Genomic DNA, 26,139 nt, shown 5'->3' with positions numbered 1-26,139 from the left:
TGTCGAATCCTGAACGAAAGAATGAGCTTTTTCAACCAATCTATTGACACTGTTCTCAATAAGCTCATGCAAGATGTTCATACTGAGAATTGCTGGGTGAAAGAGAGAGTACTTGCGTCCCATCCATTTTCGGTGTAGTTATCGTCAGTTTGGATGGGGCAATTGCTTCAACACGTCAGCAAATTCCCAGGAGCGATCGCTACCACACCTCACCCATTTCTCAAGACTTGCCATTGCTTTTTTGTTTGCGTAGTTGTCATTAGTTTGGGGAGGGCGATCGCTCAACCAAGCAACACATCTACTTCAACTAGTGGGAGTAGTGGGAGTGGTATTGGGCGGGCGATCGCTCAGGAGATCAATTGGGTCATCGGTAGATTTCAACACCCTCCTGATTATTAACGATATAATTGGTGCGAGTCGAAGATTTCTATCCGTTGTCATATTATGGACTATCAAGACATCATTACGATTGAGCCTGGAAAACGCAGTGGCAAGCCCTGTATTCGAGGAATGCGGATTACCGTCTACGACATTTTAGAATATCTGGCAGGTGGAATGACTGAGGCAGAAATTCTGGAGGATTTCTCAGAACTTACCTCAGAAGATATTAAAGCTTGCCTTGCTTTTGCAGCCGATCGCGATAAAAAGTTGTTTGTGGCGTCGCTGTGAAACTACTCTTGGATGAAAATCTCTCAGATTACATGTTTGTCATTGCCTTTTCGGTTGCGTAGTTGTCGTTAGGTTAGGTAGGGCGATCGCTACAATACTTCAACACATTCCCGAGAGCGATCGCTACAGCACCTTGCTTTTTTCCTAGAGCGAGAGAGTTTAGTCGCACAGAAATCAAGCGCATTCAAAACCTGGTTGAAGAACATCAAGAGCAATTGCTAGTAGGCTGGAATGACTTCTTTAACGATTGAACTGTCTGAGATGCCAACAATTCAGCACGTTACGATTACAGATGACACCCTTTCTGTAGATTTATCTGATGGACGTACCATATCTGTCCCGCTAGCATGGTATCCTCGCCTCTTGCATGGTGCAATCGAGGAACGTAATGACTATCGCCTCATTGCTGGCGGCAACGGAATCCACTGGAATCAGCTTGACGAAGACATTAGCATCAAAAACCTGATCCTTGGTCAACCATCAGGAGAAAGCCAAACATCGCTTCAGCGGTGGCTAAACAGTCGGGTTGCAAAGGTCTAGCTAGTCGCTACACAAGCCCTTGACCGCCCTTCTTCCCCACCCCTCGATAGCGTGTAGAAAGCAACATCTACGCCCACCAAGCGTCTGTGTGCCATACTGGCAGTAAATCCCTAGAAGCGATCGCCCCCAACACGTCAGCAAATTCCCAGGAGCGATCGCCTCTCCCATACCTTCACCACTCTCTACATCCAGCTCTAGCCAAACCCACACTCAGGTTTTCTTAGACTCCACCATCACCCTAATCGCCAAGGCTATAATTATTTCTAATAGAACCAAAACGATCCGACTCTAAGAGGTGTCTATGTTACAGCAAGACGTAAAGGAAGAAGCTGTCACATTATCCGCAAGCGATCGCCTTGCCTTAGTCAGCGCTAGTACTGTTAAGCACCCGAGAGATTCAATGCTATGACACCGGCTCTTGAACAACGAACGTACACCCGTGACGAATACCTAGAACTTGAAGTTGCTTCGGAAGGACGTCATGAATATGTGAACGGAGAAATTCGACTCATGACCGGCGGCACCCCTGACCACAACGAATTAGCCATTAATCTCGCCGCCCTACTCAAATCTGCATTACGAGGCAAGCCCTACCGGATCTTCGGAGCTGATCAACGGCTGTGGATTCCCGATAGCAATCTTTATACCTACCCAGATGTCGTGGTAGTCGAAAAACCCTTACAGCTTCAGCCTGGGCGTACCGATACCGTGACAAATCCCTGCTTCATTGCCGAAGTGCTATCCAAATCAACCCAAGATTACGATCACGGCGAGAAGTTTTCTGCTTACCGTACCGTTGAAAGCTTCCGTGAATATCTTCTGATTGATCAGTACAAGATCCACGTAGAACACTACGTTAAAACGGCTGCCCATCAATGGTTGCTATCAGAATACGATGATCCAGCTACTATATTATCTTTACCTGTATTTGAAGCTCAAATCCAAATCATGGATCTCTATGAAAACATTGATATTGATGCCTAAAAGCAGTGAGGGCGATCGCTACAATACTTCAGCACATTCCCAAAGGCGATAGCTCCTCTGACAGTTTCATGGTGACAGCACATGGGAGTTCGAGCTTGTTTGCCGCCGCATAACGTCATCGTTAGCCTGCGCTAAAACAGTTCGTTTTGCGATGCTGCTGGGATCAAGCCAGTTGCCACGTCATATCTTGACCTGCCCGCAAGGGTACAAGGGCAGATTCCGTAAATGGCACTTCATTGGGGACACGCCAAGTCGTTTTGGTCAACGTAATCTGTTCAGTATTGCGTGGAAGTTGATAAAAATCTGGCCCATAAAAGCTAGCGAACGCTTCAAGTTTATCAAGGGCATCAACACTCTCAAATGCTTCTGTATACAACTCCATTGCATGGAGAGCTGAATAACAACCTGCACAGCCGCAGGAACTTTCTTTACTATCCCGAGTATGGGGGGCGCTGTCGGTGCCCAGGAAAAACTTAGGATTACCGGAGGTTGCTGCTTGCAAGAGAGCGGATCGATGCTCCTCTCGCTTTAAAATGGGCAGGCAATAAAAATGGGGGGAAATACCACCCTGAAACAGGCTATTGCGGTTGAATAACAGATGTTGGGGCGTAATGGTTGCAGCAATATTGTTGGCAGATAAGACATACTGCACCGCATCGGAGGTGGTAATGTGTTCAAAAACGATGCGCAGGTTGGGAAATCGTTGCTTGAGCGGGATCAAATGTCGCTCGATAAATACCTTCTCGCGATCGAACATATCTACGCCGTGATCGGTCACTTCGCCGTGCAGGAGTAAGGGCAGGTCTACCTGCTGCATCGCTTCAAAGACGCGATCGCACTTGCGAATGTCCGTCACCCCTAGGTCTGAATTGGTCGTTGCCCCGGCTGGATAGTACTTGACTGCTTTGACGAACTGAGAGGCTTTCGCCGCGATGATGTCTTCGGGGCTGGTGTTGTCGGTGAGGTAAAGGGTCATCAGGGGCTCAAACTGTTGCCCCTCTGGAACGGCTGCAAGGATGCGATCGCGGTAGGCTGCTGCATCAGCGACCGAGCGTACGGGAGGCTTTAAATTTGGCATGATAATGGCGCGAGCAAACTGACGCACCGTATGCGGCAGAACTGCTTTCAATGCCGCGCCGTCGCGTAGATGGAGATGCCAGTCATCAGGTCGGGTGATCGTGAGCTTTTGCATGCTTCAATTATAAAACTACAAGGGCTTTCGCAAGACATACGCTAACGACGTTCATGCACACCCACTGTCGAACGTTTGTCGGTTGTGATGGGGGGCGATCGCTCACCCGACCAGCAGATCTACTTCAACTGGTGGGGGTGACGTTGGGGGGCGATCGCTATATCCAGACCCTCGGGTGTTTTTGATCGTGAACCAAGACCAACAGCATTGCTGAATCAGGAGACAAGCCTCTAGCTGAAAGACTTGAAATTCCATGCAAAATTTTGCAGGATTGTACTACTATTCAGCAACGCCCGATTTTTGAATCCCACATGAGCGAAACCATCTATGTTGAGACGAGTATCATCGGTTATCTGACTGCTAGATCCAGTAATAACCTGATTTTGATGGCTAACATGGAGACGACTCGGCAATGGTGGGATGGTCGTCGCTCTCAGTTTATGCTCTATATTTCTCAAGTGGTTTTAGATGAGGTAGCACGAGGAGATGGCGAGATGGCCAGTCGCCGCCTCAAAATCCTCCGTGACTTCCCCTTGCTCGAAATCAATCAAGCTGTTCAAGATTTGGCCGTGCAGTTTTTGAGTAACAGCAATCTCCCACCCAAAGCCTCAGATGATGCTCTTCACATTGCAGCAGCAACCGTTTATGGATTGGACTATCTGTTAACCTGGAACTGTAGGCATATCGCGAATGCTCAAATTCAGAAAAAGTTGCTCCAGATTAGCCTTGATGCTGGATATGAACTACCAACGATCTGCACGCCCTACGAACTGATGGGAGAGTGACTATGTGGAGCGATGAAATCCTTGAAGAAATTCATACCATTCGAGAAGAACATGCCAAAGCTTTCAACTACGATTTGCAGGCAATTTGCGATGATTTACGACGAAAGCAAGCTGCAAGTGGTAGACAAATCATTTCCAGTCCATTAAAACAACCTCGTCAGCGCCGGCAGCCCAACAACACCGTGCAACCAACCGTTTGAGTTTGCACATCATTGCCGCGATCGTCGTTGCACCGAGCAGGTAGACGAGAGGGAGCTTGCTTACCATTGCGGTTTCGGTTGCGTAGTTGTCATCAGATTAGGGGGCGATCGCTCAACCGGCCAGCAGATCTACGTCATTAAGCTGGGTCACGGGTGGCGCTACAGTCAATAGGTAATCCATTCAGGTATGTCCATTTACAGAGCCGCTTGCCCAAGAAAAGTATACAGAGGCGACAAGTTTGTACCGAAAGAGACCTATGCCTGCCTGGGGGGTGATTCAAGGCGGGGGCAGTCGTTTTATAACTGAGTTAAGACAGGCACCTGCACGTGCTGCTTTCTTCGGGAGATTTTATGATGTCTAAGCCGAGCTTTTGGTCCTGAGCTTAGGTCGATGACTGACTACGACTATCCTGAGTGTTCATGTTCCACATATCAATTTTCTGAATGTTAGTTACTCCCTCCGCGCTACTGGCGGAACTCTCTATAGACGGGCTCAGCCCTCGCATGTACTGGCTGGGCCAGGCGTTGATTGCATTCTTGCCCTACTGCCTGGCTGGACTATTGGCCGGGGCCACCATGTTGACCCTAGGGGCCGTTTTGGGCCGCGTTTGGCTGGTCGATCAGCTACGCCCCATAGAAGAACTATGCCTATTGACCCTAAACGAGCTGGCCAGCCCGGCCCGCGATCGCCTGGTCACCGTCGTTACCTATTTAGCCCAAGGAGAAGTGACGATTCCCCTGCTAGTGGGGATCGGCGGGGTGCTGATCTATCGCGGTGAGGCGGCCGCAGCGCTGATCCTAACCTTGGGGCTATGCGGTTCGTGGCTACTCAACGGCGTCTTTAAATCGTTCTTTCAGCGGCAGCGGCCCAATCTGTGGGAATCTGCTAAGCGCCCGGTGGACTACAGCTTCCCCAGTGGACACTCCATGAGCGCCATTTCATTCTATGGTCTGTTGGCAGCCAATCTCAGCGCCTACTTCGGCCTGTCCCTGGGGGTCACGATTCCAGTGGCAGCAGCGGTTACCGTGGGGGTGGGTCTCAGCCGTCTCTATCTCGGGGTTCACTGGCCCACGGATGTGCTTAGTGGCTGGCTGGCCGGGGGCATCTGGCTAGGGGCTTGCCTGAGTGGCTTGTCCCGCATCAGCGGACTCTGACGTGGTCTCTAGGACAATCTCTGGGGCAAAAGCCTCTAGCAACGTGGGAGGCGGGACGCAGATGGCGATCGCTTGGGGCACGATTTCCACCATGACTGGGGTGGTGCCAATGCACTCGCCGTCGGCGTGGACATCGAGGGGACGGTAGCTGCTGACCTCAACGGCCGTGGTCTGGTATAGTCTGAGCCGAGCATGGGGCAAATGTTTCCCGCGCATGGCGGCAAAGAACTGACGCAGATGCTCCCACTTGGACGGTTTATCCATGTAGATCAAATCCAGCTTGCCATCATCCATTTGGGCGTGGGGTGCTAAGGAAAATTCCACTCCGTAGCGGGAGCTGTTGCAAACGTTGACCTGCAGGGTACGGAGATAGATCTTGCGTCCGTCAAAGCGCAACACAAGGCCGTGGTGTTTGAATTGAAAGAAGGTTTTGATCGCTAAGCAGAAGCTTTTGATCGCCGTCCAGAGGTTGCTTTTCATGCCCTCTTTAACGCTGTCTCCATGGGGAAACAGGGTCGCCTCTAGGCCGATGCCGACCACTTCCATAAAGTAGTGATGGTTGGCTTTTCCCATATCAAACAATCGGCGATCGCCCGCTTTCAACACCTGCACCGCCTGATCGAGGTCGGTGGGAATGTTGAGGCTGGCGGCAATGTTGTTGCGGGTACCTTGGGGGATGATGCCTAGGGCTGTCTGAGTATGCACCAACCCCCGCGCCACGGCTTCAATCGTGCCATCGCCCCCGGCAACAATCACCAAGTCGGCCCCGGCCTTGGCCGCAGCGGCAGCCAGCCCCTGACCGTCTTCCTCGGGGTTGGTGATGCAGATCTCGGCGTCAATGCCCTGCTTTTTTAAAGCGGCAATCAGACTCGGCAAGAGCTGAGCATTGTTGTCGGGGCCAGAGGTAGGATTGACAATCAGGACGATATTCATTCCTAGAATTTTAAGTCCACGTCGTCTAAAACCGCCCCCCCCTTGGGGATTAGATAGTTGGGTGGATAGAGGAGCGATCGCTGAAACACGGGTCACATCATGACGAACCCCGATAGTCCCTCTTCAACACAGAGCAGCAGGACATAGTCCATGAGCTGGCGTTGCAACGCTTAGTTCAATCGGCTAAGGGCGACGATGCTCCATAACAACTCTACAGACAGGCATCAAATACAACATCAACAAGACGTATGTACTCTTAACAACAAAATGGAAGATATACGGATCTTTGCTGTCTATCTATCCCAGAAAGGGCTATTGTGTAGATTACTCGCAGCCTATCTAACCCCAGAGGATAAATAGGCAGCAAATAATCTGCCTATTCACCTATTAGGAGGCATATAGGCAGATTGGATCGATCTAATAAGTTGTTATACAGCCACGCAAGCTAATGACAGATAACCAGATGAACTTACTTGTGGTTTCGAGATCATCGCATCATCTTTTCCCACCAAACTAGTAAAGGATGGTGACGGTGTGGTACGTAGCGTCCTCTGATTCGTATAGCAGTAAGCACAGATTGTAAAGTAGCAGAAGAAACATTCGCTACCTCTGACCAATGCTTGACTATTGCTAAAGTTGATAGGATTTGCAGATTGGGTGCTTCCCGTTGAAAAAAGGAAATTGCTTTCTTATCATCGGTAGCGATCGCCCACTCTCGGTGAACCGCAATTGCGCAGCTTGCTGATTCACCATCATCTCCCAGTTCAAAAACATAGTTTACAAAAGTTTCTTCCTCGCTCTCAGAGTTAAAATCTGTAACTGCAAGTAGCCCCTTTTCCATAGCTGCTTCAAACTGATTTGTATCCTCATTACTCTCGTCTACTAAGCGTTGGAGAGTCAGCAATTCTCTTTCTCTAACAACTTCAGTGACTACGACTTGAGCTGGCAGGGACTGTATGATCTCGATCAAATGCCCAGAAGCACAGAAGTTCAAGACACAACAGGCATCAAGAACTATATGGGAGTGTTTGATTTCCATAATTTGTCTCCCAGTGTCCTACGCCTGACGCAAATCTAGATAAGCAGATTCTTCAAGCATCCCGCTAGAATGTTCACGTAATGCTTCTGCTATGCGTCGAGCTTCTAACCGATCAACACCAAGGAAATCTGCAAAGCGTCCTTCAGTGATAAGTCCTTGCTCCAAAGCTTCAATAGCAAGGTGTTGATAGTGAATAGGGAGTATGTCAGCCCGATGCTCGATCTCTTCTAAACCTAGTTCTTGCTGTACTTTTCTAACCTTTAATCCTCGATCACGCAAACGATCCCAAGTTCCTGACGGAAGAAGTTCCATATCTTCTAACCGATAAACAAGGGCTTCTATAGACACCCCATAATAATGGGCAAGAGTAAACAAATTTGTTGGAGTAAACTTACCATGAGTTCGATACATATCATTAAATCGACTCAGCAAGCCACTTGTGGGCATTAGAAAATACTTTGGAAAAGCTTCGGCTAATCGTTCACTCTCTGGATTTTTTTTGTATTGTCCTTCAAAATCAACAACAGGCTTTCGTCTATGCGCAAGAAAATGGAGATAGCCATGAGCCATCGACCAACGCCGTCGTTCCTCGTAGTGACTCAGATTTATTGCTATACAGCCACCGAGTTGTTCATCATAGCTGTAAATTTCTGAATATTTTGCTGGCATGTTTAGGTAGAACACCTTAATCCCTACACTTTGCTCCAAGATGTCTCGCAGCATTGGGATTGGGCCATCTCCTAGTCCAAGCCGTTGACGCTCTGCGATAGCAATACTTTCCGCCGCCGCTTCTATCGGCATATTGTTCACGCTATATTCCTGAGGATAGTTACGAGCAATTGGAGCATCCATGATCTTCTCAAGCTCCAAGTAGTTGTGGCACAGTTCCTCAAAGCGCTGGATAACTGGGCCTATTTGTTCTTCTTCTTGTTTATTTCGTTGATAAGCAGCGCGAAACTGAACTTCAAATGGCTCAGTAACAGGAGTAGAGCGAACGAAATCGCTGATAGCTCGTCCGTAAGCACGAGCTAATTTGATTAACTCATTCGGCTTGAGACGCCGCTCTCCCTTTTCAATGGCAACAATGGTAGTGCGTGCAGCGTCGATGACCTTGGCAGCATCTGCTTGGGTCATCCCACTCTTCTTCCGCGCTTGTTGCAGAAGCTCTCCCAATTTTCGTAAGTCAATATTGTCAAGAATGTTAGTAGCCATATCATTTCCCTTTTACCCTTACTGGATAGCAAGCTGGAAATCTTGAGATACTTGCTGAACACTCACCTGATTCAAGAAATCTCCTGAAATTTGAGGTTCTACAGCATCCCATTCAGAAACATAGGTTTGATAGAGCCGAATTAAACATTTTCTCATTTCAAGAGATGTTAAGCCTTCTACTTCATGATTCCTATCTACGATGTCGTCAAGCTCAGGAAATCTCTTAGTCAAAGACTCCCATTGGGTAGCAGTATTTTCTGAATATTTCAGCAATCCCTTAAGTGTAGAAACTTGCGCCAGCATATGCTGAAAACACAACCTGATATCACCCACTGGACGAGTAGCATGAGGCACGATGTAATGAGTTTGGTCTTTTACTCGTGAAGCCGCAAGTGCTTGTTTTCTTAATATACAAGATGAGCAGTAGCCACACTGGATAGGCTGCTTACGATGTGGGCTATCACATGAAATAGTCAAAGAAGGTAATTCACGCTTTGCATCTTCTGCCAGTTGCTGGCACATCTCAGCTTTTGTCCAGAAAAGGAAGGGATTCCGGACTCTAAACTCCTCTTCTACCAACTCTGATACCAGATTGCTAACTCTAAGAAGGGTTAAGGGATGAACTGAACGGGAATGATCCAGGCCAACAGCGGATTTCCGATAGGGGAGATTGATTGCACCAATGCCATTTTCGTATAAGTGTAAAACCCGCTGTCCCATCAGATATGCACAAGCTGAACCAAGTAACGTGAATACAATACCCCTCGCACGAGAAATTTTATTCTTTGTATGCAAACTACTTTCAGAAAAACGGATTGGTACTCTACACAGATTTAGCCGATTAGGAAAAGACGTTTGAAGCGCTTGAAAGACCTGCTCTTGACGTGCATAAGCGTTATCATTACTTCCTGTCCCAAATAGCATAAAAGATATTTCGGGGGTTTTCTTAAGACGAATGTAAAGTCCAGCTAGAGCATCAAGTCCACCACTCCAAAGTGCTACCTCACCTACATAGGGATCAGCAGACGCAAGTAGAGGCTGTTGCTCAACAGCACGTCCCGAATCGACTCTTTTTGAAAATTCAAATACCCATCTGCTCCCGGTCGCCCATTCTAGAAGATCAGAGAGCTTATCTTGGAAAGAGTTTTGATTTAGAATTTCTGGATGACGTGCTGGCAGAACAACATGAATCCGAGTTTGATGCTGTCTTAGACTTTGAAAGGTCAAGCGATCAGCTGCATGAATAGCAATAGCCAGATCAATGAGATCAGCAATTATAGAAGGAAATTCTTTTTGTACTCGATAACTAAATGCGCTATCATCCACAGCAACTTTTACATTGCTTTCTCGGTTTCTGGAGTGATCAAGTAGGCGGACAGTTCCACCACCGCTTATTACAGGCTCGAAAAGCAAAGTAAATCCAGAATCTTGTTTATTTCGTCTTTTCATTTTGCTTAAACTGCCAGAAGGTCTTCGTTTAAATCAATTGCTTTTTGAGAAGGGCGTCGGGGCAGAGATAGTTTGGCTACACTTTGATTCCTGATAGCATTTTGAGCAAATTTTTGAATCCCAGAACCTATACTTGATTGCATGTCTTCAATTCGTTTTTCGAGAGTTTCTTGAGTAATACCTGCATGATGTTCTAATGTCAATGGAATTCGTTCTTTAAATTCTGATTCATAAACCTCATGAATATACCGCCCAAAAATAGCTTCAGAAATGTGAGTGATATCTACTTCTCGCCCATTTCTGAGATCGTTGAGCAAACTTTTGCCTGCCCGTAAAGTCAGTTCTTTCAAATCCAGACGTCCATCTGCTTTCTGAGCTAGAGCTTCGAATTCTACGCTGAGTTTGGCAAAGTCACCTTCTCTAGCTTCTTCAAGATGGCTACTCATATGTGCAACGCTATCTGCCATTGCTTGAGAGAGAGCAACGGGGAGATCACCTTTAGCTTTAATGTCTTGCTTGAGTTTCTCTAGCAGAGCTCGCGCACATTCATCACTGGTTGCAGTACCTTCGCAAAGCCACTTGTACGGTTTTTGATAAAGCCGTCGCAATCTGCTGTGAACAATATCCCCATCTGGCATGGCACCCCCCGCCCGTCGGAGTTCTTTGATATCTCAAGGCTAATCCACAATTCTGACATTGTCAACAATTTTACGGCTTTTTACACCAAAAAGTCAGGCTAGCAGATCGATGAACAACTGAACAGCCCGTCTGGAAGGGGTTTAAGCCTGATAATTATGTTCAGTCACAATGAAGCTATGTCTCAAGTGGGTTAGGCTGCATAACAACACGCTGGAACAGACAGGGCAAATCCCCTTATTGAGGTGCTAAGGTAGCTTGCCGCTGCTCGGCTTAGCCGTTAGTCCTCATCATGCACAAACGCCATCACGTACTCCAGCCGATAAAGGGAACTGGGATTGAGGCAGGGGCAGGGACATCGCGGGCGGTTTCCTCATCTAGAGCTTGCACCACCTGTTGATACAGTTCTTCAGCTTCCTCCGGTGAATTGCCAATGCTGGTCAGCCCCAACTTGCCAAACTCCGACAGACAGCCCATCAGATGGAACACCGTGCCGGTTTCTGTCGTACTGCGGAAGTTCAGGCGGTGGAAGGCAATGATGTCCATCAGGTCATTGGGCATTAATCCGCGATATTTGGGACTCTCTAAATTATCTGAAGCAACATAATACTTGGGTGTGCCCTGACGACTGTAGAACAGACCATCCTCTAGGCAGTAGGTGCCATTGGTGAGGAGGGCCAAGGCCATAAAGGGATGGGTAGTGCCGCCTTTGCGTAGGTTAATTTCAATCGCATAGAGCGCCCATTCTTCACCATCCGGTGCATCGGGCTGGTAGACTGCCACGAAGTCTAGGCTAAAGCGCTCCAAGGCTCCCTTATCTGCCAGCGCCTGCCCCACCTTCATGCCCCAAGTCTGGAGCTGGCGGCGATAGCCATCATCAGCGGGGAAGCGACAGCCTAGGAAAATTTGACCATCGGGGCCGCCTAGAATTTGGTCATGGGTAGATAAGACTTCCACCGTACCATCAGGAACAATCCGGGCCTGCACACTGGGCGATCGCTTTTCGTCACCTTCAATAAACGCTTCCGCGATCGCTCCCAGTTCGGGAATACGGCTGCTGAAGTTCTCCCAGGTTTCCTGGTCAGACTGGAAGCTGAGATGGACAAACTGCTGAATAATCGCCGCGACGCGCTGGGCATGGCTGGCATCTCCTGGGCGCACGGTAGCTAGATCTCGGAGATTTAGCAGGGCGTTGCCTTCCCCCGAAAACCCTTCATTGAGCTTGATGACGATGCGGCGCAGGGTGGGCTGCTGCTCCCAGAGGATGGCGGTGGCGATCGCTAGGTCTTCCACCGTCCAGGTTAAGTCACTGCCAGCGGGATGGGGAATGCCACATTCGGCAAAAATCTGGCGGCTGCCGCTCTTGGTACCCCACTGTAGCAAGTCTGGATCGAGGGCCAGCAGGGGCACGCCCAGCTTCACCGATAGATCGCGCTCAAACTCCGTGGAGTTGTAGCAGGTCATGTAGGCTTGGTCGAGGCGCAGGGATTGACGGATGCGTTCCATCAGGCGGGGGCGTTCCAAGATTTTCTCGGTGAGCGATCGGCAGGAGGAATCATACACCGATAGCAAAAGCAGACGGCTGCGGGCATGGGAGAAGGGAATGCCGGGCAGCAGTTGCAGGTAATAGTCCACAATGCTGGGATGCAGGGGCTGGGAGGTGATGTAGATCAGGCGCGTGCGGGGGTTGCGCAGGCGGATCAGGGAAAACAACAGCCGTTCTTCGTAGTAGTGAATGCCGCGAATTTTACGCAGCTCCCGTTGATCCAACGTGACCGAGGGGATCACGAGAATATCGCAGTCGTTGCGGTCAAACTGATCAATCGACTGCCAGCGATCGCGCAGTTTTGACTGAAGTTGATGAAAGGAATCGGTCTGCGTCGATGACAAATACATGGGCTGAGATACGGTAGGAGAATATAGCTATAGAAGGGCAGCACAGTGTCAGCAAATCTCCTGTACTCATGGCCCTGCAGTTCAAGGTGATTGTCGCATACCCCCGATGAACCCGTGCAATACTCGTCTCGCATCTGCCCAGATCTAGCGCTAGGCTAGGAAGGTTGTTCACGAAGAACGAGTTCGCCACATGCACCGAATTGCAGCCACACCGGGGGGATGGACACCTGGCATGGAGGGGGTAATGTTCGTGGAGCAGACCCCTGCTCCCATGGTGATTCTGACGGCGGCAGATACCGAAATTCTAGCGATCGCCCAGGCCATTGCCCACCTTCCCGACGAGTTTCCCAACCTGCGGGTGGCCAATCTCCTGCATCTTCAGCAGCAGTTGAGCATTGATACTTATGCCGATACGGTGCTGCGCCATGCCCAGGTGATTGTGGTGCGGTTGCTGGGGGGTCAGGCCTATTGGCCCTACGGTCTGGATGTGGTGCGGGAAACGGTGGAGCAAACGGGGGCGCGGTTGCTGGTGTTGCCGGGGGACGATCGTCCAGATTTGGGCTTGATGCATCAGTCCACGGTGCCGCTGGCGATCGCCAACCAGCTTTGGCGCTATTTTACCGAGGGCGGCATTGACAATATGGTGCAGGCGCTACAGTACCTGGCCCAGGTGGGTCTGGATTGCCCCTACCATCCCCTGCCGCCACGGCCCGTGCCCAAGGTGGCCTGCTATGCCTGGGCAGGGCCATCCTCAACGACGGCGCGGGTGGGTCTGCTGTTTTACCGGGCCCATTATCTATCGGGCAATATGGCGGTGATCGATGGGCTATGTGAAGCGATCGCCCGCCGGGGGTTGGAGCCGATGCCGATGTTTGTGTCGTCGCTCCGGGACATGGAGGTGCAGACCGCCATCCGGCAGCAGTGGCAGCGGCAGCCTGTGGATCTGGTGCTGAATACCACGGGCTTTTCCCTGGCGCGACTGGAGGCGGCGGAGATAGATTTAGACCTATGGCGATCGCTTGATGTGCCGGTGCTGCAGGTGATCTTGAGCAGCGGCACGCGGGAGCAATGGGACAGCGAATGGCGGGGGCTACTGCCCAGGGATGTGGCGATGAATGTGGCGCTGCCGGAGGTGGATGGGCGGATTATTACCCGAGCAGTGTCGTTTAAGGCGCGGCAAGATCGCCATCCCCAACTTGAAACCGATGTGGTGCGCTATGAACCCATGCCCGATCGCCTAGACTTCGTCGCGGATCTAGCGGACAACTGGGTGCGGCTACGGAATACGCCTAGGGGCGATCGCCGCCTTGCCTTGATCTTGGCCAACTATCCCAGCCGTGATGGTCGCCTGGCCAATGGCGTGGGCTTGGATACACCGGAAAGCGTGGTGCAGATTCTCCAGGCTCTAGCCAATGCCGGGTATGATGTCCAGCCCCTGCCCGCCTCAGGGCAGGAGCTGATGCAGTGGCTCACCCAGGGCGTCACCCATGACCCCGATGGTTGGGATCTACGGCCGGTGCGGCAGTCCCTATCCCGGTCGGTGTACCTAGACTATTGGCAGACCCTGCCCCCTGAGGTGCAACAAGGCGTGGGCGATCGCTGGTCGTCTCCAGAAAGCCTGCCGGCGGAGATTCCCATTCCAGGGCTACAGATTGGATCGGTGTTTATCGGCATCCAGCCGCCCCGAGGCTATGACCTCGACCCCTCCTTGAACTACCACGCTGCGGATCTAGAGCCTCCCCATGCCTACCTAGCCTTCTACCACTGGCTGCGTCACGACTTTGGGGCCCAGGCCCTCGTCCATGTGGGCAAGCATGGCAACTTGGAATGGCTGCCAGGCAAAAGTGTGGCCCTATCCCAGACTTGCTACCCGGAAGTGGCCAGCGGTGCCCTGCCCCATCTCTATCCCTTTATTGTCAACGATCCGGGGGAAGGCTCCCAGGCCAAGCGGCGCTCCCAGGCGGTAATTATTGACCATCTCACCCCGCCCCTCACCCGAGCGGAACTCTACGGGCCGCTGCAGCAACTGGAACGGTTGATTGATGAATATTACGAAGCCGATAGCCTCGACCCCAGCCGCCTGCCGGTGATTCGCGATCGCATCCAAACGCTCATCCAGACCACCCATCTCAACCAGGATCTAGCCACTCTACCAGGATCCCCAGCAGCGGAGTTCAACGACCTGCTGACCCGCACCGATGGCTACCTGTGTGAACTCAAGGAAGCCCAAATCCGCGATGGTCTGCATATTCTCGGTCAATGCCCCAGCGGCCGGCTGCTGCGAGATCTGATCATCGCCATCGCCCGTTCCCCCGATCGCCACCGTCTCGGCCTCACCCGCGCGATCGCCACGGCCTGGGAACTGGACTGCGATCCCCTTTCCGACGATCCAGCAACCTTACTATCCGAAAGCGATCGCCGCCGCCTAGCCCAGCAGCACTGTCCCCATCTGCGCACCGTCGGCGACGCGGTTGAACAGATCGAACAGGCCGCTGCCCAGCAGGTGGACGCCATCCTAGCCGGTCAGCCTCCGTCCATGACCCAAGCAGCGATCGCCCCAGAACTGACCTGGATCCAAACCGACCTCCTGCCCAACCTGCAAAATACCCGCCAAGAACTTACCGCCCTGCTCCACGGTCTAGACGGCGGCTACATTCCCAGCGGCCCCTCCGGTGCACCCACCCGCGGCCGGGCAGATGTGTTGCCGACCGGCCGTAACTTCTACTCCGTAGACATTCGCGGCATTCCCACGGAAAGCGCCTGGGCCGTGGGTCGCAACGCCGCCGAACTCCTGATCGAACGCTATACCCAGGAAGAGGGCAACTATCCCCGCAGCCTAGCCCTCTCCGTCTGGAGCACCTCCACCATGCGCACCGGCGGCGATGACCTAGCGGAGGCCCTGGCTCTACTTGGAGTTCGACCCGTATGGGACGGCCCCTCCCGGCGCGTCGTGGATTTTGAAATCTTGCCCTTGGAGGTGCTGGGGCGATCGCGCGTGGACGTCACCCTACGGATTTCCGGCTTTTTCCGCGATGCCTTTCCCAATTTAATCGAGCTCTTTGACCAAGCCGTGCAGGCGATCGCTGCCTTGGATGAACCCCCAGAGTGGAACCCCCTGGCTGACCAAGTGCAGCAGGAAACCCAAGCATGGATCGACCAAGGGCTAACTGCCGACCAGGCTAGCGATCGGGCCAGCTATCGTATCTTTGGCTCCAAACCCGGAGCCTACGGAGCTGGTCTTCAGGGTCTGATCGAAGCCCAGAATTGGTCAGACGATGACGACCTAGCCCGCGCCTACATCAACTGGAGCAGCACCGCCTACACCGGCGGCCGCAACGGTCGCGCCCCCCAGGCGCTCTCCGCTCCCGCCGCCTTCGAGCAGCGCCTCAGCCAGCTACAGATTGTGCTGCACAACCAAGATAATCGCGAGCATGACCTGCTCGATTCCGATGATTATTATCAATTCCAGGGCGGTCTGACGGTGGCCGCCCGATCGCGGGGTCAGTCCCCCAAACTTTACTTTGGCGACCATTCTCGCCCCGAAACCCCCAAGGTGCGATCGCTCTCCGAAGAACTGACGCGGGTCTATCGATCGCGGGTGGTCAATCCTAAATGGATTGCTGGCGTCATGCGTCACGGCTACAAGGGAGCCTTCGAAATGGCCGCCACCGTGGATTACCTGTTTGCCTACTCCGCCACCACCCACTGCGTCGAGGACTATATGTATCAAGGCGTTGCCGAGGCCTATATCTTCGACGACGACGTGCAGCAGATGGTGCAAGACGCGAACCCCTGGGCGCTGCGGGATATGGCCGAACGGTTGCTAGAAGCCCACCAGCGCCGTCTCTGGTCATCCCCTAGCCCCGCAACCCTCGATCGCCTGCGGGCCGTTGTCAACCAAGCGGAAGGAGCGATCGAGCAACAGTCGAGCTAGTGCAAGATAGAAGAACGAAGACAGGACAACGAAAAGGACGTCCAGGATACACAAGGATTCCTGCCTCAGGAAATAGGCGGGTTACTTCCATTTCAGAGTACTAGGCGTCCTTCCAAGCATCATTCCAAGGGTCTAATCCAAGCGATCGGACACCGGCACAGCTTGGCGCTGTGGTGCAGCAGACGGCAGGAGTTGAGGACGGCGCGATCGCCCGGCACTGCGGCAAATCACCTGGGCATAGTGCTCGGCAATAATATCTGGCGTAAAGTGATGCTCTAGGTAGGTGCGTCCCGCCTGCCCCATAGCCTCCACCCGCTGTGGATTGGCCATCAAATGCAGAATAAACGCCGCTAGCCCTTCGCGATCGCCCTGCTGAAAAGCCTCACCACACTCCGCCTCCGTCACCAAGTCTTTGAGATAGGAGCGATCGTCACAAATCACCGCCACGGGTCGCCCTGCGGCCAGGCAGCCATAGAGCTTACTGGGTGCCAACAGTCCCTCCATGCCGCGACTGAGAGACACTAACGACAGATCGCAGGCGGTCAGGGAATAGGGCAAATCTTGCTTATCTTGATAGGGCAGGAATAAACAGTTCTGCAGCCCATAGTCTTCTGCTAGTTGCATACAGAGCGATCGCTTGGCCCCATCTCCCACAAAGACGAACCGTACCTGTTCATGCTGAAGCAGTTTTGCTGTAGCCATAACTGTTTCCAGATCATGGCAGCGTCCCATATTCCCAGAATACAAAACCGTGAAGGTGCGATCGAGGCCATGGCGCTGGGCGAACCAATTATCTGATTTCGGTCGAGGTACAACCAGGTTAGGATCAGACCAGCTATGAATCACAGAAATACGATGGGCAGGAATTCCGTAGTTCTGAACAATGTGATCTCGAATCGTCGAACTCAGAACAATAATTTGCTCGGCTTGGCCCCAAACTTTACAGTTAATCCAGCGCCAAAGGTTGGTAAGCCGATGATTCGGCTTCAGGACGCCCAATCGTACCGCAACGTCCGGGTATAGATCATAGACAAGGCAGATATAACGCAGTCCTAACAGACGCCGGGCGAAGTATCCCAAAACGGGTAAGTAAGGCGGTGCGGTTGTCAACACAGCAATGTCGTGGTGCATGGCGGCTCGCACCATATGCAAGACAGCCCGCAGGCAGAATAACAGCCCATTCAGGGCTTTACCGCGAATCCGTTGAGACCAGAATCGAGAAATTTGCGATCGCTGAATCGAAAGCTGATGAATCTGTTCATACTTCGGTGCCGAGGCGGTAGAAAATGCGTAGCCTGGCTGCCCTGTGAAGACGTGAACCTTAAACTCTTTTTGACTCAGTTTAATCGCTAGTTCTTCAATGAGTTGACCCGTTGCAGCGTAGTCGGGTGGATAAAACTGCGTAATAATAAGCAGACGAATACGAGCGTCCAAGTCATGATGATAGTGATGCCACATGAGAGTCCAAATATTACGTGGATTTGGCTGCATTCAATATGCAGACTCAATTGGCAAATAACACCCGGATCACCCTGAAAATGCAGAAGACTTATTTTTGGCTTAAACCTAGCTACGTGACGTAGGGGAATATCCCAAGGTTCCATTTACATCAAACGTTCTTCCTAGCATGAGCTTCTATCGTTAGGTAGAGCCCATGCGTTACCACAACCTATGGCGGCCTTCAATCCCAACATCGTCCTCTACTCCAACACCCATCTAGCCAACCCCTTACGTCAAGAGCATCAATGGGTTACTTCTAGGGAATATACGGAGTATCAGGACAAATATGAACTATTCCTAGGAGTTCCATCAAGAAATTTCGATGAGGATGTCCTCACGATCACGCCAGCGCTCCCATCTCCCCATAACTACCCATGCAGCGCTAGAGAAGCGATCGCTCCTCTAGCGCTGCATGGGTAGTTATAGATGTGTAAGTCTAGTAATCGATTTCCTCTTCATACTCCGCCACTTTCTGCCGATCGGGCAGGTTGAGCTTGGGCGGCGTGTAGGGCTTGGGCTTGTCTTCATCCGCCCAAGCATCCCCGGTCACCTCTACGTCCTCATACTGAGCCTCAGGATAGGGTGCAGGGGCTGCTCCTGGAGGTGCATCATAATCTTCATCCACATAGGCCACCTGCTGCTCATAGGTCTCATTACCCCAGTTGGCTTCTTGATAGTAAACCGGCTCGGGTTCGGCCTGGCGCAGAGGTTCAGGCATAACGCGTTCTTGGGGCTCGTTCCAGTTGTCCTCGTCCCAGGTTTCTCGGGCCGTAGGCATCACCGTCTGCAGCGGTTGGGCAACCGGCATACCCGTTCCTAGTTGATTGGAGGTCGAGGTGGGCATCACGTAGTAATCATCCACATCCCGATCCCAAGGGGGACGACCAATACCCAGGCGTTCCAGCACTCCCACCGTCATCTGCACCATCTTCTCCTCTGCCCCCTCAAAGACAATCAGGCGATCGGGGCCGCTGCTGACCACTTCTTCAATAGACAGTTCATAGGTGCTAATCACTTGATCGGGAATCAGCGGGATGCCTAGGGACGCAATCACCAAGGATTCAACCTTGCCATCATTAACGTTGAACTTAAACCCTCGCACTTTACCCAGCAGTTCGCCGGTTTCGGTGATCACTTCGCTATTGATGAGAATGCTGTAGGGATCGGTATCAAACGCATCTTCAACCGCGTTGTCGTCATCGACCAAAATCACATCACCAATTTGGCGGATGTTGCTCAACAGCATGGTCTCTTGCGTGCTCGACAAGACCCCAGACAACACACTTTCCCGTAAGCCAAAGGCCACAACTTCACGACGATCGATGTCTACCCAGATCTGACTGACGACGCCGAGTCGCTTGCCAGTGTCTCGGGTGATAATTTGAGTTCCTAGGAGGTCGGCTCGTTGGCAGTACTGTTCAAAAGTCATGGGTGGATTTTTGTCTCGAAAATGGTCGAGAGAGCGAAATTGGCAGCAATGGTGTCAGCGATTCGTCAATCGTAACGCTAACGACGGCTAGAACAAATCATAAACCGGATGGGGAAAGTTCCAACGGTGCCCCAGGAAATCTAGTCAACCCCTAGGTGATCAATGGCTGCTGGAGCAGCGGCGTCAGGTGTAGGGTCAGAGAATCGAGCAGACTAGGGAGGGTTGAGCTGGGGGCTGGCAGATTGTAGTAGATTGCTCCAACAGAGTCAGGGTGCTTCTCAGGGGCGATCGCTACCCAGAAATTCGTCCCTGGAGGTCAATACCCAGAACCTGCGTGTAGGCTCCTCGGGCTTGGGTCACCCCAATGGTGCGCTGGGCCGCTTCAATCATCGGACGCCGCAGGCTCACGACAATGAACTGCGCCTGTTGAGTCTGATGTTTAATCATTCTAGCTAATCGTTCTACATTTGCCCCGTCGAGGAACATATCCACCTCGTCAAAGGCGTAGAAGGGCGAGGGACGGTAGCGCTGCAGGGCAAAGATGAAGCTGAGGGCAGTGAGGGACTTTTCTCCCCCAGACATGGAGGCTAGGCGGCGGACGGGCTTGCCCTTAGGATGGGCGACTAGATTGAGCCCGCTGGAAAAGGGATCATGGGGATCATCAAGCTGCAGGTAGCCATCACCGTCGGAGAGTTCAGCAAAAATGGTTTGAAAGTTGCCATTCACTGCGTCAAAGGCTTCTTTGAAGGCCCGCTGGCGCAGGGTGGTGAAGTTTTCGATGCGCAACAGCAGTTCGCTGCGCTCTTCCGCCAAGGTGGACAGCTTTTGGCTGAGTTCATCCAGACGCCCCTGGGTGCGATCGTGCTCTTCTAGGGCCAGCATATTTACCGGCTCCATGGCCTGCATCCGCCGCTGCAGCGATCGCACCTGTTGCTGAAGCTGCTCTAGCCCTAGCTCGTCGGGAATCTCCGGCAGAGGATCGGGCAATTCGGCCTGCTGGGCCACCAGTTGCTCCTGCAGGGCCACCAAGTCTTGCTGACGAGCCTGCTGGGTTTCGAGGGTATGTTGACGTTTCAGCTCCGTTTGCTGATGCAGGGTTTGGCGATCGCGTAATTGCCGTTCCACCCGATCGCGCTCTTGCTTCTCCGCCGATAGGGTGTGTTCTAGGGTAGACAAGGCGGTTTGAATCTCCGCAATCTCGCGGTTGAGGGCATCCTGCTGGCTGCTGCCGGAGGTACGCTGGCTGAGCTGGCTAGTCTGCTGCTGCCGGTACTCCTGCACCCGCTGCTGAGCCTGTTCAATCTTTTCCTGAAGCCGCTGGCGCTGCATGCCCATCTCGCTACATCGCTGTTCGGCGGCGCGCAGGGCCAGTTGGCGATCGCTGAGGGTTGCTTCCTGCTGCTGAATTAGGGTCTGGGCCTGCTGCCATTCGCTATGGGCTTGGGATTGTTCCAACTCCGTCAACTGCTGGCGATCGCGGGCCACCTCGGCTTCCTGCTGCGGCAATGCCTTCTCCAGGGTCTTGAGCCGGGTTTGGGCCTGGCTCAGTTCTTGCGTATGCTGCGACAACTGGGCCCGCACCTGCCCCTCTTGCGCGACCAGATGGGCAAGCTGTTGCTGCAATTGCTCCGCCTTGAGATGGGTTTCGCGCTCCAGTTGTCGAGCATCCATCAAGGCTTGAGACTGGGACTTGAGGCTAGCGCTAGCTTGGTGAATCTCTTTCTGACAGCGATCGAGAATGTGGTCAATTTCCTGGAGGCGATCGCGTAGGCCCGTCACCTCCGCCGATTCTCCCGTTTCCCCTACCCCAAAATGCAGGGATCCTTGGCGGCTGGACGTACTGCCCCCGGTCATGGCACCACTAGCATCGAGCAATTCTCCATCTAGGGTGACGATGCGGTACCGACCAATGTGGGGGCGGGCATCCTGGAGGTTCGAGAAGACCACGGTATTGCCAAACACATGGGCAAACACCACCCGATAGCGATCGTCACAGTCAATCAGCCGACTGGCATAGTCAATAAAGCCGCGAGGCTGTTGGGCAGGGTTGATCGGCGACAGGCGCGGCGCACGGATTTTGTTCAACGGCAAAAACGTCGCCCGCCCAGCCCGCTTTTGCTTGAGCAGTTCAATCCCCGCTGCGGCTATTCCATCATCTTCCACCACCAGATGCCCCAAGCGGCCACCAGCAGCAATTTCCAGCGCCAGTTGATACTCCGCTTCCACCCGACCCAACTGGGCCACCAGCCCGCAGATACCCGGCAAGTTAGCTTGGGTGAGCAGGCGCGTGGCTCCCGTTCCATGGGCATCCTGCATCGCCTGCACCTGGGCTTCTAGGCGATCGAGCTGGCGTTGTTTATCCCGCTGTTCTCGCAGCAGGCGATCGCTAGTCTCCTGTTGCAGCTTCAGTTGGGCCTCGGTAGCGCTCAAAGCCTGGGCCCGCTGCTGCACCTGCTGGCGCTGCTGTTGGTGCTCGGTTTGTAGACTGGCCTGCTGCTGCTGGTGCTCGGCCAGATCGCCAGCGATCGCTTCTAGAGTTTGCCGATGCTCTTGATTTTTTTGCTGGAGTTGATGCACCCGTTCCTGTAGCGTCGCCTGCTCGCGCCGCCCTGGCTCTAGTTCCTGCAGCCGCGATTCAATCCGGTGCCGCAACTCCGTTTGCTGTTGAATCCAGGCGGCCGACGCAGAGGCGATCGCCTGGGCCGACTCACGACTCGCCTCTAGGGTTTTCTGGGCAGCATCCCGCGCTTGCCGTAGCTGTACCAACTCTTGCGTATCGAGAACTTGCTGATCCGCCTGCAGAGCCTCCAGCGCTTGGCGATGGTCATGCAGTTCCCGCTGGGTGCGGCCCAGTTGCGTGGCCGTCTCTTGGCTAGCCGTGATTAACGCTTGCTCTTGCCGCTGAAGCTGCCGCAGTTCTGCCTGCCGCGTCGCGAGAGTCGCCTGTAGTCCTAACTGCTCATCTTCCCCAAGAGCTTTCACCCGCCGGTTCAACTCCTCCAAGGACTCCGTCGCTTGGGCAATATCCACCGCCAGAGCCTGGAGCTGGGTGCTGTAGTCAGCTAGGGCTTGATGGCTGGCTTCAAGCTGCTGTTGGAGCTGCTCCGCCTGCCGTTGGCGATCGCGCCAATGGAGCACCGCCTCCCACTGACTTTTATCCTGAAATTCCGCGCGTAGGGCCTGGTACTTCTCCGCCTTAATTCGATCTTGGGCCAGGCGATCGCGCTGGGCAATCAACTCCCGTTCCACGATGCGAAACTGCTCCTCCCGCTCCTTCACCGCGTCCAGCTTGCCCGTCGCTTGAATAATTTTGCGATCGAACGCAGCCACCCCCGCCAGCTCGTCAATAATCTCGCGGCGTTCCCGAGGGTTCATGGAAATAATGCTGGTGACGTCCCCCTGCAGAACAACGTTGTAGCCTTCGGGATACACGTGGAAGCGGTGCAGGTGGTCGTGAAGCTGGGTGAGGGTACAGGGCTGATCGTTGATGTAGTAGTTAGAGGTGTAGGTGCCCTGGGGCGTCACCCGCAGCTTCCGGGTCACCTTCCATTCCCCCGTCGCCAAAATTTCCTGCAGCAGCGGATCGGGCTCGTCCTCAAAGGCATAGCGATCCGGTTCAGGAGCGGGAGGCGTCTCGGGCGACCCATGTCCATTAAGATCTACCCCATTGAGGTTTACCCCATTGAGACCTGTCTCATTGAGATCTGCCTCATTGAGATCTACCCCATTGGGATCCGATCCATTAAGCTCTGACCCATTGAGATCTGGATCAAGCCCCTGGGCTTCCGGTGCCTCCCCCGTAGACTCATCAGGTGTAGATGCATCAGGTGCCTCCCCTGTAGATGCATCAGGCACTTCATCGGGGGATTCTGGCGGGGATTCTGGCGGGGCAGCGATCGCCCTCGAACCCACAGCATCCTCCGGCTCCATCTGAAACGTCACGGTGACACTAGCTTCCACCGTAGAGCGACTGCGGCTCGAATGATTTTGGTTAACCAAATCGGGCAACCGCTCCGCCCGCATTCCCTTGGAGCCAGACAAACCTAGGGCAAACAGCAGCGCATCCAAAATATTGGATTTTCCCGACCCATTGGGGCCAGAAACAACGGTGAACCCAGGCAGCAACGGGACTGCCGTTGTCCCGCCAAAGGACTTGAAGTGAGAGAGTTCAACCCGCTTAATGAACACTAGGGATTGCCGCGATGCGCTTCAGTACGAATATACTACATCCATGGAGGTGTCGCCCACGGAGGGATCAACAACCGTGCCTCAATCCTAATGCACTGGCTTGATATCCACCTAGGATTGCCGCAACACCCATGGGTGACGTAGTCGCATTATAGGCAATGATTGGAAATTAACGCTAAATGTAGCGTATTGTCTCAAAGGTTACCCCTAGGTTTTGAGCACAACGCCATAATAGGCCCATGGATAAATTCCGAGTTCAGATCCTCGGAAGGCGCAAATTCCCGGTGTCTGCCTGAGGCAGCCCTGGGGTTCGGCACCGGAGATTTGCGCAAACCCATGCCAGGACTAATCCTAGGCTTAAGTAAACTGCTGACTGAGGGCCACGGGATTATGCACCGTAATCCGCTTTTTGTGAATGGAGATCATGCCTTCTTGGCGCAGATCCCCCAGCAGGCGGGTCACAGTCACCCTGGTTGAGCCAATGGCCTCAGCGATCGCTTGGTGAGATAGCTTTAGGTCAATGGTGATGCCTTCTTGACTAGGAACGCCAAAGTCACGGCAGAGAATCAGCAAAAAGCTCACCAACCGCGATCCCATATCCCGATGAGCTAGGGTCTCGATCATCATCTCGGTTTGCAAAATCCGAGACGATAACCCCCGCAGCATAATCATCGAGAGTTCAGGATTTTCGTGAAAGGCTTTTTCAACCTGGTCAATCGGCAGCGACAGCAATTCCACCGGCGTGAAGGCCACAGCATGGTAGAAGCGATCGGAACGATGTCCCGTAATCAGCGACAGTACCCCAAATACACTGTTTTCCCGAAGCAAGGCCACGGTGATTTCTTCGCCCGCTTCATAGACTCGGGAGAGCTTCACCGCTCCACTGAGCAAGAAGTAGACGCGCTCCGCCGGATCTCCTGGAAAAAAGATTGTTTTACCACGTTCAAAGGTCTCGACCATCGGTGGAAATGCACCTCCGCTGATCTGGCGGAATACATTTGCCAACGGCTTGTCTTGCGTTACTACCATAGCCCTCGCCCTACCCAATCCCTTAAAGAGTTCTTGTTCACTGTTCGAGCAAGTCGCCTCAGCACATGTGCGAATCGGCTAAACCAGATTTTGCAACTAAACTCTGACGTTACATCACTAAAACTTAACTTATGGGTGCTTTTTTGTGCTCCATGCTACATATTTTTTGAGTCTTTGATAAAGAAGATGTTGAGTTTAGCAAATGAGCACGGGCGATCGCTAGGAATGGCGAGGCTTAGCACCCCCTAGGTATTAGCTTATACACCACCCATAGCGCTTGTAGATATCTTCACACCACACCGGTATCCTGTTGTCTCTACCCCAAGGTTGTTAACCCTTCACCAAGCAATTCTTGAGGTTGTCCTCTATCTTTGTGTCCCCATTTTTCAGTATTCTCCTAATGGCGATCGCATCCAGCCCGTTCCTCAGTTTGGGCCAAGCAAACTAACGTTATCCGGTGACTTGGGAGCAGCATTGCGAAATCCTTGGCTGCCTCTCCCATACCTGCGATCGCCACCTGGAATCTTTAACGCTGTGAATCAACTGTCATGCTGAACCTGACCGGAAAAAATGCCCTCGTAACCGGCATTGCCAACAATCGTTCCATTGCCTGGGGCATCGCTCAGCAACTGCATCAAGCGGGTGCAAACCTCGGCATCACCTACCTCCCAGACGATAAGGGTCGGATGGAAACCAAGGTGGCTGAGTTAGTTGAACCCCTACAACCCAGCTTATTCCTGCCCTGTAACGTCCAAGATGACGAACAAATCGAGACGCTGTTTCAAACGGTGCAAGAGCAATGGGGCAAGATCGACATTTTGATCCACTGCCTGGCGTTTGCCCGACGCGATGACCTCACCGGCAACTTTAGCCAAACCTCCCGCCCAGGGTTCACCACGGCGCTGGATATTAGCACCTACTCCTTGGTCAAGCTTAGCCAAGGGGCAGCGGCGCTGATGAGCGAGGGGGGTAGCATCGTCACCCTCACCTACCTCGGGGGCGTCAAGGTGATACCCAACTATAATGTAATGGGGGTAGCCAAGGCGGCCCTAGAGATGAGCGTACGCTACCTGGCAGCAGAGCTGGGCCCTCAAAATATTCGGGTGAATGCTATTTCAGCCGGCCCCATTCGCACCCTGGCTTCGTCAGCGATCGGCGGCATCCTCGACATGATCCACCACGTGGAAGAAGTCGCGCCACTACGACGCACCGTCACCCAAACCGAAGTAGGCAACACGGCTGCATTTCTCTGTAGTGACCTATCCAGCGGCATGACAGGGCAAGTGCTCTACGTGGATGCGGGCTACGAAATTATGGGCATGTAGGTAGGGGCAGCAGCTCGGTTTAGTCGTTACACAGGGGTAGGGAT

Annotated in this window: 21 protein-coding genes; 10 read left to right on the top strand and 11 right to left on the bottom strand. The window is 52.9% G+C overall.

Annotated elements, in window-relative coordinates; all coding sequences use genetic code 11:
• Window positions 1-444 precede the first annotated feature (444 nt).
• The 3 genes from JUJ53_RS05610 to JUJ53_RS05600 all read left to right on the top strand — a co-directional run bounded on the left by JUJ53_RS05610 (window position 445) and on the right by JUJ53_RS05600 (window position 2,193).
• Complete coding sequence (locus tag JUJ53_RS05610; RefSeq protein ID WP_204151005.1) at window positions 445-669, top strand: DUF433 domain-containing protein; 225 nt, start codon at window positions 445-447, stop codon at window positions 667-669.
• Between the two features lie 231 nt (window positions 670-900).
• Complete coding sequence (locus tag JUJ53_RS05605) at window positions 901-1,209, top strand: DUF2442 domain-containing protein (protein WP_204151004.1); 309 nt, start codon at window positions 901-903, stop codon at window positions 1,207-1,209.
• Between the two features lie 405 nt (window positions 1,210-1,614).
• A complete protein-coding gene (locus tag JUJ53_RS05600) occupies window positions 1,615-2,193 on the top strand; it encodes a Uma2 family endonuclease (RefSeq protein ID WP_204151003.1) in 579 nt (192 codons plus the stop codon).
• A 163-nt stretch (window positions 2,194-2,356) separates the two neighbouring features.
• On the opposite strand, the gene pyrC is transcribed toward JUJ53_RS05600, so the two are convergent.
• Complete coding sequence (gene pyrC, locus JUJ53_RS05595; RefSeq protein ID WP_204151002.1) at window positions 2,357-3,385, bottom strand: dihydroorotase; 1,029 nt, start codon at window positions 3,383-3,385, stop codon at window positions 2,357-2,359.
• A gap of 53 nt (window positions 3,386-3,438) precedes the next feature.
• Here pyrC and JUJ53_RS25020 point away from each other — a divergent pair, with 53 nt between their 5' ends.
• From JUJ53_RS25020 to JUJ53_RS05580, 4 genes are all read left to right on the top strand, one after another.
• A complete protein-coding gene (locus JUJ53_RS25020; protein WP_275415727.1) occupies window positions 3,439-3,570 on the top strand; it encodes a hypothetical protein in 132 nt (43 codons plus the stop codon).
• Between the two features lie 126 nt (window positions 3,571-3,696).
• Window positions 3,697-4,170, top strand: coding sequence for a type II toxin-antitoxin system VapC family toxin (locus JUJ53_RS05590; RefSeq protein ID WP_204151001.1), 474 nt, complete (start codon window positions 3,697-3,699; stop codon window positions 4,168-4,170).
• A 2-nt stretch (window positions 4,171-4,172) separates the two neighbouring features.
• Window positions 4,173-4,370: a hypothetical protein gene (locus tag JUJ53_RS05585; RefSeq protein WP_204151000.1), complete on the top strand. Its 198-nt coding sequence runs from the start codon at window positions 4,173-4,175 to the stop codon at window positions 4,368-4,370.
• A gap of 444 nt (window positions 4,371-4,814) precedes the next feature.
• On the top strand, window positions 4,815-5,525 hold the full coding sequence (locus JUJ53_RS05580) for a phosphatase PAP2 family protein (RefSeq protein ID WP_204150999.1): 711 nt from the start codon (window positions 4,815-4,817) through the stop codon (window positions 5,523-5,525).
• On the opposite strand, the gene JUJ53_RS05575 is transcribed toward JUJ53_RS05580, so the two are convergent.
• The 6 genes from JUJ53_RS05575 to JUJ53_RS05550 all read right to left on the bottom strand — a co-directional run bounded on the left by JUJ53_RS05575 (window position 5,481) and on the right by JUJ53_RS05550 (window position 12,690).
• Window positions 5,481-6,554 carry a YegS/Rv2252/BmrU family lipid kinase gene (locus JUJ53_RS05575; protein ID WP_204150998.1) on the bottom strand — a complete coding sequence of 358 codons (1,074 nt, stop codon included), beginning with the start codon at window positions 6,552-6,554 and terminating at the stop codon, window positions 5,481-5,483. The genes JUJ53_RS05580 and JUJ53_RS05575 overlap by 45 nt on opposite strands.
• 391 nt (window positions 6,555-6,945) lie before the next feature.
• A complete protein-coding gene (locus JUJ53_RS05570; RefSeq protein ID WP_204150997.1) occupies window positions 6,946-7,497 on the bottom strand; it encodes a hypothetical protein in 552 nt (183 codons plus the stop codon).
• An 18-nt stretch (window positions 7,498-7,515) separates the two neighbouring features.
• A complete protein-coding gene (locus tag JUJ53_RS05565) occupies window positions 7,516-8,709 on the bottom strand; it encodes an XRE family transcriptional regulator (protein ID WP_204150996.1) in 1,194 nt (397 codons plus the stop codon).
• Between the two features lie 18 nt (window positions 8,710-8,727).
• Window positions 8,728-10,158 (bottom strand): 7-cyano-7-deazaguanine synthase, encoded by a 1,431-nt coding sequence (locus JUJ53_RS05560; protein WP_204150995.1) that lies wholly within the window; start codon window positions 10,156-10,158, stop codon window positions 8,728-8,730.
• A 5-nt stretch (window positions 10,159-10,163) separates the two neighbouring features.
• The gene (locus tag JUJ53_RS05555; protein WP_204150994.1) at window positions 10,164-10,796 is read right to left on the bottom strand and encodes a hypothetical protein; all 633 of its coding nucleotides are present in this window, start codon (window positions 10,794-10,796) and stop codon (window positions 10,164-10,166) included.
• Between the two features lie 304 nt (window positions 10,797-11,100).
• The gene (locus JUJ53_RS05550; protein WP_204150993.1) at window positions 11,101-12,690 is read right to left on the bottom strand and encodes a peptide ligase PGM1-related protein; all 1,590 of its coding nucleotides are present in this window, start codon (window positions 12,688-12,690) and stop codon (window positions 11,101-11,103) included.
• Window positions 12,691-12,880: 190 nt separating this feature from the next.
• Here JUJ53_RS05550 and cobN point away from each other — a divergent pair, with 190 nt between their 5' ends.
• Window positions 12,881-16,624, top strand: a complete 3,744-nt coding sequence (cobN, locus tag JUJ53_RS05545; protein WP_204150992.1) for a cobaltochelatase subunit CobN — start codon at window positions 12,881-12,883, stop codon at window positions 16,622-16,624.
• A gap of 132 nt (window positions 16,625-16,756) precedes the next feature.
• On the opposite strand, the gene JUJ53_RS05540 is transcribed toward cobN, so the two are convergent.
• Complete coding sequence (locus tag JUJ53_RS05540) at window positions 16,757-18,082, bottom strand: glycosyltransferase family 4 protein (protein WP_204150991.1); 1,326 nt, start codon at window positions 18,080-18,082, stop codon at window positions 16,757-16,759.
• A gap of 213 nt (window positions 18,083-18,295) precedes the next feature.
• Here JUJ53_RS05540 and JUJ53_RS05535 point away from each other — a divergent pair, with 213 nt between their 5' ends.
• Window positions 18,296-18,544, top strand: a complete 249-nt coding sequence (locus JUJ53_RS05535) for a hypothetical protein (RefSeq protein WP_204150990.1) — start codon at window positions 18,296-18,298, stop codon at window positions 18,542-18,544.
• 16 nt (window positions 18,545-18,560) lie between these two features.
• On the opposite strand, the gene JUJ53_RS05530 is transcribed toward JUJ53_RS05535, so the two are convergent.
• The 3 genes from JUJ53_RS05530 to ntcA all read right to left on the bottom strand — a co-directional run bounded on the left by JUJ53_RS05530 (window position 18,561) and on the right by ntcA (window position 24,770).
• Window positions 18,561-19,553, bottom strand: a complete 993-nt coding sequence (locus JUJ53_RS05530) for a PRC-barrel domain-containing protein (protein WP_204150989.1) — start codon at window positions 19,551-19,553, stop codon at window positions 18,561-18,563.
• A 291-nt stretch (window positions 19,554-19,844) separates the two neighbouring features.
• The gene (smc, locus tag JUJ53_RS05525; RefSeq protein ID WP_204150988.1) at window positions 19,845-23,741 is read right to left on the bottom strand and encodes a chromosome segregation protein SMC; all 3,897 of its coding nucleotides are present in this window, start codon (window positions 23,739-23,741) and stop codon (window positions 19,845-19,847) included.
• Window positions 23,742-24,098: 357 nt separating this feature from the next.
• On the bottom strand, window positions 24,099-24,770 hold the full coding sequence (gene ntcA, locus JUJ53_RS05520; RefSeq protein WP_204150987.1) for a global nitrogen regulator NtcA: 672 nt from the start codon (window positions 24,768-24,770) through the stop codon (window positions 24,099-24,101).
• Window positions 24,771-25,318: 548 nt separating this feature from the next.
• On the opposite strand from ntcA, the gene fabI reads away from it, so the two are divergent.
• Window positions 25,319-26,095 carry an enoyl-ACP reductase FabI gene (gene fabI, locus JUJ53_RS05515; protein ID WP_204150986.1) on the top strand — a complete coding sequence of 259 codons (777 nt, stop codon included), beginning with the start codon at window positions 25,319-25,321 and terminating at the stop codon, window positions 26,093-26,095.
• Window positions 26,096-26,139: the final 44 nt, after the last annotated feature.

The sequence above is a fragment of the Leptolyngbya sp. CCY15150 genome (genome assembly GCF_016888135.1).
Classification (GTDB): domain Bacteria; phylum Cyanobacteriota; class Cyanobacteriia; order RECH01; family RECH01; genus RECH01.
Note: the sequence above shows the minus strand (reverse complement) of the source record. Positions and strands in the feature narration are given on the sequence as shown.